A 12768-nucleotide genomic window follows, 5' to 3' on the forward strand; every position below is an offset into this window, starting at 1 on the left:
AATTTGTGGAAAAACAAGAAATTAGTGGCAAAAGACGCGCCAGGAAATTAGCATTGCAAGCGCTTTATCAATGGCACATGTCTCATCAAGCGTTGTACGAAATTGAAGCCCAGTTTCGCGTGAATAATAATATGGCAAAAGTAGATGATAAGTATTTTTGCCGGCTTCTTCATGGTATTCCTAAGCAAATTGACAAATTGGAGGAGAATCTTAAACCTTTTTTAGACAGACCTATTGAAAGTTTAAATCCTATTGAGCTGACGGTATTGCGATTAGGCGCCTTTGAACTCCTTCACTGCCCTGAAATACCCTACCGTGTTGTCCTGGATGAAGCCATTTCCCTAACCAGGGAGTTTGGTTCTCAAGATGGTTATCGTTACGTAAATGGCGTCTTAAATAATTTGGCGCAGCAAGCCAGAAAAATTGAAATTAGTCATGGATGAGTTCTCTTTAATAGATACTTTTTTTAAATACCCAACTCACCCGCGTGATGATGTCAAGTATGGAATTGGCGATGATGCGGCCTGCGTAACTATTCCAGCAGAACATGAATTACTGATTAGTACGGATACACTCGTCTCAGAAGTGCATTTTCTAAGCACTTGGGATGCCTATGATATTGCTTATAAAGCAGTGATGGTTAATATAAGTGATATGGCCGCTATGGGAGCGATGCCTTGCTGGCTCAGTCTCGGATTAACCTTACCTGAATCAAATGTCACTTGGCTGCAACGTTTTTCACAGGGACTGCATGAGGCTTTAAATCAATTTAACGTGGCGTTGATAGGTGGTGATACAACCCGTGGTCCTCTGAGTATGACGTTAACTATTCATGGCTTGGCGCCGAGAGGCAAAGCGGTGCGCCGTAGTGGTGCAAAGGTTGGTGATAAAATTTATGTGAGTGGTGAGTTAGGTGCAGCTGCACTTGCTGTCTATTTTTTACATCACAAGAATATCAATACCGAAGATATAAAAGTTTTAATGAAAAAATTGCAGCATCCTAAACCTCGTGTTGATTTAAATGGGATCCTGCAGGAGTATGCTTCTGCTGCTATTGATATTTCCGATGGTCTAAGTGCAGATTTAAATCATATTTGCGTCTCTAGTAGCGTGGGAGCTTGTTTGATAGGGGAAAATATTCCCATTCATCCTCTTGTAAAGAAATATCAACAGGACGAGGCCATTTATTTTTCCCTTACCGGTGGCGATGATTATGAGTTATGTTTCACAGTATCTCCGGTGAAAGAGCAGCAATTCATTGCTTCGCTTACTAAACTTGGCTTGGAGTGCTGCTTTGTTGGGACAATAGAAGAGCAAAAGGGGATAAGGATAACCATGGCAGGTAAATCGAAAGTTTTTACACCACGTGGCTACAGTCATTTTTGATTGCACCCGAATGCCGCAGCTTTATTGGAGAAATAATGAATGCAGTAAAACTAGAGAATAAAGTCTGGCAAAATCCCGTATATTTTATCGCCTTTGGTTTTGGTAGCGGGTTAATGCCGTTTGCTCCTGGGACCTGGGGGACACTTGCCGCAATTCCTGTTTATTTATTAATTGCGGGACAATCTTTAGGTCTCTACTTAATAATAACGCTCTTGGCATTCTTGCTGGGGGTGTGGGTTAGCGAAAAAGTATCGAAAGAATTAGGGGTTCATGATTATTCTGGTATCGTCTGGGATGAAGTGGTTGGCTACTTATTAACTATGATAATGGCTCCTCAAGGAATAGGATGGGTAGTAACAGGCTTTATACTTTTTCGTATTTTTGACATCTGGAAACCACAGCCAATTCGATTCATTGATCTGCATGTGCGAGGTGGGGTAGGCATTATGCTTGATGATGTTCTGGCAGCCATTCCTGCCTGGTTAATACTGCAGTTGTTAGCCTGGGGTTTTGCATAAATGAATGAAAATCACAAAGAATTAATTAGTATCGGCTTAACCATCGGGATTGTAGTATTTGCGCTGTTTATTGTGCATCGCTTTATCCCCTCAATGATTTGGGCGACTATTATTGGTATTGCTACCTATCCTTTATACCTGCGTTGGCGGTATTTTTTCGGCAATTATCATAATCTTTCAGCCTTACTGTTTACCTCAATTCTTGCTTTATTATTTTTACTTCCTTTAAGTTGGTTAGCCACGATTTTAATTAAAGAACTACAATTGTTTATTAACTATCTGCAAACAATCAACCGTCAAGGCGGACAGGCGCCCTCCTTGTTACAACAATTTCCTGTGATTGGTAATGATTTAGTCACCTATTGGGATAATAACATCGGCCAACCTGGAAAAGTAAGAGGTCTATTATCGAATCTACATTTGTCTTTGACGCCAGCCAGTTACTACATCAAGCAAATAGGAGTTAATTTGGCGCATCGAGGGTTTCAATTGGGATTTACGCTGTTGGCGTTATTTTTCTTTTTTCGTGATGGCGATAAATTAATTCAACAGGTTAATCATATCGGAGAGTTTTGCTTAGGCCAACGATGGTTTCGATATGCCGACAGGCTTCCTTCAGCCTTACGGGCCACAGTGAATGGCACTATAGTCGTAGGCTTAGGAGTGGGGGTTTTAATGGGGGTTTGCTATATGCTTGTTGGTTTTCCTGCGCCTACCTTGACGGGCTTTATCACCGCATTTGCGGCGATGATTCCCTTTGTGGTTCCTATTGTGTTTGCTATCGTAGCACTTATTCTGCTGTCGATGGGGTCGCTGATTAGTGCAATCATTGTCGTTATTTGGGGTACGGTAGTGATGTTTGTAGCCGATCATTTTATTAAGCCAGTTTTAATTGGTGGTGCTATTAAATTACCATTTTTAGCAGTGCTTTTTGGTATTTTGGGAGGCGTAGAGACGCTAGGCTTGTTAGGGTTATTTGTGGGACCAATTATTATGGTTTTATTTGTTACGCTTTGGCAGGAGCCTCAGGGTGATGTTAAACCAATCCTCGGTTAGAACAAATGTTACGTGTGCTCCACTATGCCTCGAAGCTCAGGGTTTCTGACTTAGGCCAGCGAAATGGCAGATTTTCTTGTGCTAAAAAATATTTTTTAAGACCTCTTGGAATTTGATACCTTTAGCCCAATATTATTATCATAATTTTCCCAAGACCCATAGAAGTAGGGGGTATAATGAATAAGGATTGGCCAACAAGAGATCAAGACATGTTTACTGCCCAACGCATAATGGAAGAATATGCAAAAGAGCAAAATACCGACTCCCTTGGATTATTTGAGCTTGTCGTTAATCAAGAAGAAAAAAGAATGGACTTTCGTTTATCTTCCTGGGTTTTACTCTTGGCAGAACACTTCAAATCCCTTTATGGTGCAAGTCAAGGTGATTTTGTAACTCGACAAGTCATTAGTCGCTGTATCACAAAGGATGAAACTGTACATTAATCTTTTATCCAACCCAGCAATTGTAGAGGCGTTTTTAAGCAAGCAAAATGCGTAAGACAACAGGATAAACGCCTCTAATGCGCTATTAGATGCGTTTACCTGGCAAGACAATAGCTATGCGTCGAGCAGAGCCCTCAAAAAAAGGCAATGTACTTATTAAACTCCCGTTTGAAAGCGTTGCTATTTTGAAATTTTATTAGGGCCTGATTAATCTGGTTTAGTAATTCTGCATTATTGCGATTGACTGCAATTCCAAGACCAAAGCCATAACTGAAAGGTTGACCCAACACCTTTAATCTTCCTGAAGATTGTGCTTGCCAATACATGGCAGAAGGATTATCCATCAAGACTATCTCCACTTTTCCTGCTTGCAGAGCATCAATGAGACTGGGTGCGTCATTAAAGCTGATAATTTTAGGATCTCGAATCCCCAAGGCATTTATTACAGCCGGAAAAATAGTTCCTTCTTCGATACCAATCGTTTTATTATGCAACAGTTGCAGTGTAAAAGGTTGGTCAGCCAATTGGTTAAGACCTATAAAACGAGAATGACTCAACAGATAAGGCATGGAAAAAAGCACACGAGCAGAGCGTTCTGGCGTAATGGTCAAGGCGCTTACTGCAGCATCCACTTGTCCCCTTTCAAGGGAAGTAAAAATATTATTGAACTCCGTGGGAACAAAAACACAGGTGCGCTGGATTTCCTGACAAATATATTTCATCATGGAAATGTCAAATCCATAAAGTTGTGAATTTGCTCCTTCCATAATGAAAGGAGGTGTAAATGTATCCACTGCGATTCTAAGTGGTAGAGGCGCAGGTTGAGGGGGCTCCTGAGTTGCATGCAGGGAGTTAAGGAAAAAAAAGAAAAGCGTGAAAATACCGACAAAGAAATGTTTCATACGTTTAATCATTGAGAGTTGCAATAATTAAGAATATAACTTGATAACTATTTTTTAAAGAAAATATTGCTTAATTCCTGCCTTGAAAATTCAGTGCCGGCAATAACCATTACTACCGCTATTTATTTCTTAAATGGTAATTGTCTTTATCATTGAGTTTTCTTTTACTCTTCGCTAGGCTTAAGTATTGTTATTAGCAAAGTTTACTCGATGGAAATTCCATCCCTCTTACAAGCAAAACTTACGTTGTATCAAAAAAATTTTACTGCGTCTGAGCCCGATGAAGCCCTGGCAAAACTGTTGTTAACGAGTGATTATGCTTGTCGACATATTAATCTTTTACAGCAGTTAATGACCGAGGGTTATCAGCGGCCTTTAACCTTGCAAGATTATTCTTATTTGTTAAGGCAAGTCAAAGATCAGCCTTTTGATCTTTTTGCACGTGCATTGCGTCAATTCAGGCATAAACAATTATTACGCTTATTGCTTAGGGAGTTAAAAGGATTTGCTGCAACAGAAGAAAGTATGACACAGTGGTCAGATTGTGCAGATGCGATTATTTTAAGAGCAATGCAGTTTTGTGAAAATGAAGTGGCAAAATGCTACGGAAACCCCTGTAATGAACAGGCAAAACCCGCCAAATTATATATTCTTGCTATGGGGAAGTTGGGAGGGCGTGAACTTAACTACTCTTCAGATATAGACTTAATCTGTGCTTTTTCTGAAGCCGGTTATACTCAAGGAGAGATGTCAATAACTAACCAACAATACTATACCAAAGTAGTGCAGTTATTTATTCAATTGTTGCAAACGGTTACAGCAGACGGCTTTGTATTTCGAGTGGATTTACGCTTGCGCCCTAATGGTGATAGCGGAGCTCTTGTCTCAAGCTTGGCTGCCATGGAAACCTACTATCAAGAGCAGGGGCGAGACTGGGAACGTTATGCAATGGTAAAGGCTCGTGTAATAGGAGAGGATACCACTAATCCTCATCACTGGTTTCACCGCTTAATTACCCCCTTTGTATACAGACGCTATGTTGATTTCAGTGTAATTGAATCGTTGCGCAGTATGAAAGCCATGATAGAGCGAGAAGTTCAACTCAATCCCATGCTCGATGATATTAAACGCGGATTAGGAGGTATTCGTGAAGTTGAATTTATTATCCAAAACATGCAACTGATTCGCGGGGGTCGATTACCTAAATTACAGCAACAAAATACAATTGCAGCACTAAATGCTCTAGAGCAGGAAAATTTGTTATCGCATACGGCTGTCTTAAAGCAGGCTTATCTTTTTTTACGCAAACTAGAAAATAGTCTTCAAAGCCATAATGATCAGCAAACCCATTCTTTACCGCAAAATGAAATGAAGCAAATGCAAATCACTTTAGCCATGGGATATGATAACTGGCAGCATTTAGTAAAAAAGCTTCATCAATATCAACGAATTATCAGCAGTCTTTTTCGTGCTGTATTGGCAAAACCTGATCCCTATGAAGATGAGAAGCGGCTGCTAGCCAATCAATTAATGAGTATCTGGCAGGGACATGTAGAAACAACCATGGCTGTTAATTTGTTGGCGAGTCTGGGATTTCAAGAGGCTGAGCGCTGCTATCAAATGCTTAATACTTTTCGCCATGCTCCTCGCTGTAGAAGATTAACGCAGGCAGCCAGAATAAGACTTGATCGGCTAATCGTATTATTGCTGACTGAACTGGTAAATGTGAGTGACACTGATGCTGTTCTTGCGCAGGTATTACACTTATTAGATAACATTGTGGGCCGCAGTTCCTATCTCGCCTTAATTACAGAAAATCCGCAAGTGTTAAAGGAGTTATTATATTGGTTTGCGCATAGTTCATTTATAACCACATTAATTGTCAATCAACCTTTTTTGCTTGAAGTATTGTTACACCAACCGCAATGTTTTCATTTGGATTCTAAAAAAGAACTGACAAAATCCTTAGAAAAGCAATTGTTGAATTGCTCAGAGATGGAACAAAAAGAAGAGGCTTTACGGCAATTTAAACTCGTCAATTGGCTTTCAGCCGCTCAGGCAGAAAGATATGGTCATCATCATGCAATACGTATTAGCAACTTTCTAGCCGACGTTGCTCAGGTTATTGTGCAACAGGTTTTTATACTGGCTTGCGAGCAGTTAAGTCCACGTTATCCGCAAATGGAAAAAATTAAATCACGATTTTCCATTATTGCTTATGGTAAATTAGGCAGTCGGGAAATGAATTATAATTCTGACCTCGATTTAGTATTTATGCATGCAGCTGCACCAGAGGAGGAAGCGCTCGTCACACGCTTGACGCAGAAAATTTTGCATATGCTTACCACCCGTTCGCAGGCAGGTATTTTGTATGCAGTGGACACCCGCTTGCGTCCATCAGGTGAGGCTGGATTACTGGTAAGTCATGTGGATGCTTTCATCGAATATCAATTGCATCATGCCTGGATTTGGGAGCATCAAGCTTTAATCAGAGCAAGAACCATTGTGAGTGACAAGCGCCTCTCTCAGTTATTTAATCAATTAAAAAAATCTATATTCAAACTTTCGCGAAATTCTGCTCAGGTTCGCCAGGAAATTCTTACGATGCGTGAAAAAATTTTCAAGCATATAAAGAGCGAGGAAAAGGGGATTAAGCATGAATCGGGTGGACTAATTGATATAGAATTCCTGGTACAATTTTTGGTACTAACCCACCCGGATAAAAATTTTTATCCATATACCAATACACTCAGTTTGTTGCGGAAACTATCTGCAGAACAACTTCTATCACAGCAACAATTTAAAAAACTTATCAAAGCCTATAAATACTACCATCAACTGTTACACCAGAATTTACTTAACCCTGTGGCTAAAGATATACATCTTCAACAAAAAAATGTGCTGGAGGTTTGTCAGGAAATTTATCGTCTTTCTTAAGCGTAGAGCATACTTGGATATTCAAATATTCTTATCTGATAGTCAGGGAAAAATCATACTTAATATAAAAGCATTAACAAATATGACGTCACCTGAACAAGCTATTGTTACAGATTTCAATGTTGCTGTTTTTGTAGCCAATCAATAATTGCCTGTTTGGTTGCCTCTAGAATTTGTATCAGCTGATGATATAGTTTCTCTAAAAGAGGGCTAGGAGTGGTTTTTTGATACCCTTCCAAATAATGGCAGGCATATCGCAAACGGGTTGTTCCGCAGTAAAGTGCACTGCTTTTCATTTTTAAAGCCAGCTTTTCAACAGTTGGCCAATCCTTGGCGGCAAATGCTTCTTGAATCTTGGCTTTATCATTGGGGATATCTTCATTTACCATTAGAGTTAATAATTCTTTTAATAAATCAACGCTTCCAAGATTATTCAGACCTTGTTCAATATCTAATAGAGGATAACTAGTTAAGTTGAAAAGTTTTTCTTCATTAACAGGAAGCTCTTCATCAAACAAAGGTGTTGTTACTTCAAGTTTATTTAAAGGTATAAGTGCTGAAACGATATCTTGCATAGTGGCTAAATTAATCGGCTTGGCAAAAACTTTATTCATCCCGGCTTCCAGGCATTCATCGACAGAACTTCCCAGAGAATGCGCTGTTAAACCAACAATAGGAACTGGCTTTTTATTTAAAGCTTGCTCCCAATGGCGAATATAAATGGTTAACTCAATGCCTGACATTCCAGGTAGCCCAATGTCTGTAATTATCAAATCATAGTTATTTTGTTTGACCAGTTCAAAAGCTTCTTCGGCATCCATTGTGGAGGTGAATTGGCAGCCCACTTGTTTGCTAACTGACTCGAGTAAGCGTAAGGCTATGGTATTATCTTCAATTAACAGAAGATGCGGCAATTCATTCGATGCCTGCTTTAACTTGTTGGTGTGGCTAAAAGGTTTGACATTCGCAGTATGCTTCTCTTTGGAAGAGTTTTCTCCCTCTAACTCATGGGAATTGGAAAGAGGGCTCGTGGGGTACCCCATACCTGACTTAACGGATAACTTAAAGGCGAAAATACTTCCTTTGCCAACCATACTTTTTAACCTTATTTCGCCGCCCAATAAAGCGACATATTTTTTTACGATATGCAAACCCAATCCATATCCTTTATAAATGCCTTTGTAGGAAGGATCTATACGAAAAAAACGCTCGAAAACCCTTTCCTGCTGATTATCGGCTATCCCAATCCCTGTATCTTCCACACGAAACTCAAGCTCAACGGTTTCTTTAGATGAAGAGAGATGTTTAACTGCTAAAATTATATGTCCTTTTTCAGTAAATTTGATCGCATTTCCTAATAAATTTAATAGAATCTGATGAATTTTAATACGATCACTCAATATAAAGTCAGGAACTGATTCTTCTATATCAAGAGTAAATTCAAGATTTTTAACCTTAATTGCGGGTAATTCCAGTTTGCAAATGGTTTGAAGTTCTTCTTTCAAAGAAAACCATTCCTGATTAACCTCTAATTCTTTCATATTTTCAAGAGAAATCAATTCCAAGACATTATTTAATAAATCAAGTAATTGCTCTCCACTTTGATTAATCCAATAAGCGTATTCCTTTTCTATTGCAGTTTGCGCTTCATCCTCTAACAATTTGGAAAGGCCAACAATGCCACTTAAGGGGGTGCGTATATCATGGCTCATATTAGCAATAAATTCTGATTTAGCCTTATTAGCAATTTCAGCGGCTTCTTTGGCTTTTTTTAAATCCTCAGTTTGTTTAAGCTCATCGGTGACATCAGTGGCAACACCTGTGACACCATAGCACACCCCTCGATGATTAATAAGTGGAAAACCTTTATCAATTATCCATCGGACTTCTCCGTTAGGCCGGATAATACGATATTGCTCTGAATATCGCGCTTTCTCTCCAAGAAGTCGAATTTGCTCCGCCATATGATGAATTGGATGATGATGTTCAACATCTTCAGGGTGTAAAAAATTTATCCAGATTTCGGGGTTAGCATAGAGCTCTTCTCGTGAGCGCCCCCAGATTCGCTCATAAGAAGGACTGATGTATTGAATTTTTGAAAAATCAGGACTACTAATCCAGTAGACCTGATCGCTATGCTCTGACAATTTGGCTAAAAAATCGCCTACTTCGTCAAGTGTAAAGCGAAATCTGGTTTTTTTTTCTTGCATTGTCAAGTTTTCTATATCGAAGGTATAATTAAAATATTAGCAAACAACAAAATATTTGTTCAGTATACAAGGAAATAAGCCATGTTTACTCCAGACGGTCAACCTGCTGATAAAATTGACAAAATTATGTTACTTTCCTTATGGGTTAAGGCTTTACGCAAAGAAAGAGCTCAAATTAAAGATTCCTTGCAAAAACTGCAAACTATTATTACTGCAGGTATGGGACAGCCAACTTATCCTGTAAGTGCTCATACTATAGACTTTTTTTTGGTTTATTGGAAACATTTGGAAAAACTGGTTAAAGACGCCCAGAATAATCTCGATGAAATCAAGGAAGCAGCTGCCATTGATTATGGTCATCCACAAGGTGATGAAGAGGCAAGGACGCTTATGGCTGAAGCCATGACCGCTTGGTACAAAAAAGAGATTAAGCCTGAACATATTTTATTTACGACTGGCGGTGCAGGCGGTTTGCGGGTTGTTTTTGAAGCACTGCATGAGCGGTATAAGGACATACCACTACATCGAATAATTACACCGTTTCCGTATTATGGACTCTATGGTGATTATCCAAAGCACCGTTTGCATCCGATTGAGGTCATGAAAGAACCAGGATTTCGACTTACTGCTGAAGCACTTGAAAAGAGCATTATTGATGCTTACGCGTTAGGTAAAATAGATGGTGGTATCCCAAAAGCAGTGCTTATTTGTAATCCTAGTAATCCTTTAGGAACAGTTATAAGTGAAGCAGAATTTAAGAAAATTGCTGAGGTTTTAAGAAAATATCCCGATTTACATATCATTTTTGATGAAGCTTATACTGAAATGACGTATGTTGAGCTACCGTCTTTTCTGCAAATTGCGCCTGATTTGCAACACAGAACGGTAATAATGCGCTCCGCTACGAAAGGTTTGTCAATGGCCGGTGAGCGGATGGCAATGCTTTTAACGGCCGATCCAAAATTAATGAATGAACTGTTAACCATTAACATAAGCATTAGTGGCCATGCACCACGCTCTTTACAGATGGCTTATGCACATACCATGAAAAACATCACCGAAAAAGAAAAAGAGGATCTTAAAAATTTTTATAAAGAGAAAGTAGATTATGTAACTGACCGCTTGAAAAAAATGGGCGCAGAAATATCGGATCCCAATTATAAAGTAGAAGGAACTTTTTATGTGCTGGCAGATTTCAGTGACATGTTCAATTTGGAGATACCCGAAGAGGCTGTAAGGGCTTTGGGAAAAAAAGGAAAAGTTACAACGGATGAAGAATTAACGTATTATCTGCTGTTTAAAGATTCGATAATGATTGCTCCTCTTTCCTATTATGGAGTCTCAGAGAAAGCAGGGTTAATGCGAATAACCTGTAGCAAAAACTTAAAAGAATTGAAAGAAGTAATGGATAGGCTCGAATCTACCTTGCTTGAAGCAAGACAGGCCAGGAAGACAGAGTTATTAACTCATAATTATCAGCAACTTCAAAAAATTGGTGATCCAACCCTATATGAAGAAATTAATAGCAGGCTTAACCAAATTACCCACAAAACTGGCGATTGTTTAAGCTATAAATCGCAACTGAAAGAATTAAATAGTCTCCATCATACAATTATGAAGACATTATTGCATGACTCTCCAGAGCCAAAGATTTTTCCTGAAGAAAAAGAAAAGGAGAGAATATTAGCCCCTCGTTTTTTTAATACGGGAGAAGTCTCTTGCGTAAAGAAGCAGGTGGATAAAGAATGGGAAGAGTTTTTAGATAAAACGTTTGGTAAAGAAGGTACTGTGAGAAAACTGATGGCAGGACTTTCAGCCGATGAACGGTTGGAAATTGTGCCCTGGCGTGAACATCTGGCGAGTAGACCACCTTTAGCTTAAGGCTAGCCAGAGCTTATTAGCTCTGGAGCTGTAAGGAATTATTTATTTTATGAGAGTATCTCTCCATACAGATCATAATCGTCACTGGATGTAATGGAGACCTCAATTTTATCCCCTGTCTTGATACCCTCAGCAGGAGAAAGATAAACTAAACCATCAATTTCAGGGGCATCACTTTTGCTGCGAGCAATTATCTGTTCTTTGTCAATATGATCAACCAGAACCGTTTGCATTGAACCAATTTTTTGTTGCAATTTTTTGCGACTGATTGCCGCTTGAACCTGCATAAAGCGATGGTAACGTTCTTCTTTAACGTGTTCAGGGACAGGATTTGCCAGTTCATTTGCTTTCGCACCTTCTACCGGTGAATATTGAAAACAGCCTACTCTGTCTAACTCGGCATTTTGTAAAAAGTGCAACAACTCTTCAAACTCAGCTTCTGTTTCACCAGGAAAACCAACAATAAAGGTCGAGCGTAAAGTTAGCTCAGGACAGATAGCACGCCATTTGGCAATTCTTTCCAGGGTATTCTCACTACTTGCAGGACGTTTCATCGCTTTTAATACCCGTGAACTGGCATGCTGAAGCGGAATATCGAGGTAAGGTAAAATCAAGCCATCGCGCATTAAAGGAATAACATCATCAACATGTGGATAGGGGTAAACATAATGCAAACGCACCCAGATGTTCAATTCGCCTAATTGTTCACATAAATCATAAAATTTAGTGTTGATGGTTTTTCCTTGCCAATCGATAGGTTGATAACGTGTATCAACACCGTAAGCACTGGTATCCTGAGAAATGACCAATAATTCTTGAACACCTGCCTCTTTTAAACGTTTGGCTTCCGAGAGCACTTGAGTTATGGGGTAGCTCTGTAATTTGCCTCGCATGGTAGGAATGATGCAAAAAGTACATTTTTGGTTACAGCCTTCGGATATTTTGAGATACGCATAATGTCGTGGCGTTAGTTTAATTCCTTGAGGAGGAATTAATTGAGTAAAAGGATCTGCAGGGGGTGGAAGATGGCGGTGCACGGCTCGAACTACTTCTTCATAAGCATGGGCACCACTGATGTGAAGCACGTCAGGACAAGTTTCGCGAATGACATCGGCTTTAGCACCAAGACATCCTGTGACAATGACTCGACCATTTTCAGCCATGGCTTCTTGAATTGTATCCAACGATTCAGTGACCGCTGCATCAATAAAACCACACGTATTGACAACAACAACGCCTGCATCCTGATAACTGGAGACTAATTCATATCCTTGAGCTCGTAGCTGCGTGATGATTCGTTCTGAATCCACTAATGCTTTGGGACAACCCAAACTGACAAAACCCACCTTATGATTCATTGTTTCTATCTGTAAAAAAATGGTAAATTATAGCGCGCCTGTAGCAATTTTGTCTAATTATGATTGCTCTCATACCT

General features: G+C 39.5%; 10 protein-coding genes. 7 read left to right on the forward strand and 3 right to left on the reverse strand.

The features are described from left to right. Positions 1 to 5 precede the first annotated feature (5 nt). From nusB to clem_RS03745, 5 genes are all read left to right on the forward strand, one after another. Positions 6 to 443, forward strand: a complete 438-nt coding sequence (nusB, locus tag clem_RS03725; protein ID WP_094090389.1) for a transcription antitermination factor NusB — start codon at positions 6 to 8, stop codon at positions 441 to 443. Further along, complete coding sequence (thiL, locus tag clem_RS03730; RefSeq protein WP_094090390.1) at positions 436 to 1386, forward strand: thiamine-phosphate kinase; 951 nt, start codon at positions 436 to 438, stop codon at positions 1384 to 1386. Before nusB ends, thiL begins: the two co-directional genes overlap by 8 nt. Positions 1387 to 1421: 35 nt before the next feature. Then, positions 1422 to 1904, forward strand: coding sequence for a phosphatidylglycerophosphatase A family protein (locus clem_RS03735; RefSeq protein ID WP_094090391.1), 483 nt, complete (start codon positions 1422 to 1424; stop codon positions 1902 to 1904). Further along, entirely contained in the window at positions 1905 to 2960 is a 1056-nt protein-coding gene (locus clem_RS03740; RefSeq protein WP_094090392.1) for an AI-2E family transporter, read from the forward strand. 176 nt (positions 2961 to 3136) lie between these two features. Beyond that, positions 3137 to 3403: a hypothetical protein gene (locus clem_RS03745; RefSeq protein ID WP_094090393.1), complete on the forward strand. Its 267-nt coding sequence runs from the start codon at positions 3137 to 3139 to the stop codon at positions 3401 to 3403. 134 nt (positions 3404 to 3537) lie between these two features. Here the strand turns inward: clem_RS03745 and clem_RS03750 are convergent, their stop codons facing one another. Next, a complete protein-coding gene (locus clem_RS03750) occupies positions 3538 to 4317 on the reverse strand; it encodes a transporter substrate-binding domain-containing protein (protein ID WP_094090394.1) in 780 nt (259 codons plus the stop codon). A 198-nt stretch (positions 4318 to 4515) separates the two neighbouring features. Between clem_RS03750 and glnE the strand changes: the two genes are divergently transcribed. Continuing rightward, positions 4516 to 7242, forward strand: coding sequence for a bifunctional [glutamate--ammonia ligase]-adenylyl-L-tyrosine phosphorylase/[glutamate--ammonia-ligase] adenylyltransferase (glnE, locus tag clem_RS03755; protein WP_094090395.1), 2727 nt, complete (start codon positions 4516 to 4518; stop codon positions 7240 to 7242). A 116-nt stretch (positions 7243 to 7358) separates the two neighbouring features. Here the strand turns inward: glnE and clem_RS03760 are convergent, their stop codons facing one another. Further along, complete coding sequence (locus clem_RS03760) at positions 7359 to 9452, reverse strand: PAS domain-containing hybrid sensor histidine kinase/response regulator (protein ID WP_094090396.1); 2094 nt, start codon at positions 9450 to 9452, stop codon at positions 7359 to 7361. Positions 9453 to 9533: 81 nt separating this feature from the next. Between clem_RS03760 and clem_RS03765 the strand changes: the two genes are divergently transcribed. Beyond that, complete coding sequence (locus clem_RS03765) at positions 9534 to 11333, forward strand: pyridoxal phosphate-dependent aminotransferase (RefSeq protein ID WP_094090397.1); 1800 nt, start codon at positions 9534 to 9536, stop codon at positions 11331 to 11333. 47 nt (positions 11334 to 11380) lie between these two features. Here the strand turns inward: clem_RS03765 and rimO are convergent, their stop codons facing one another. Next, positions 11381 to 12691, reverse strand: a complete 1311-nt coding sequence (gene rimO, locus clem_RS03770; protein ID WP_094090398.1) for a 30S ribosomal protein S12 methylthiotransferase RimO — start codon at positions 12689 to 12691, stop codon at positions 11381 to 11383. Between the last annotated feature and the right edge of the window lie 77 nt (positions 12692 to 12768).

The organism is Legionella clemsonensis, assembly GCF_002240035.1.
GTDB lineage: Bacteria > Pseudomonadota > Gammaproteobacteria > Legionellales > Legionellaceae > Tatlockia > Tatlockia clemsonensis.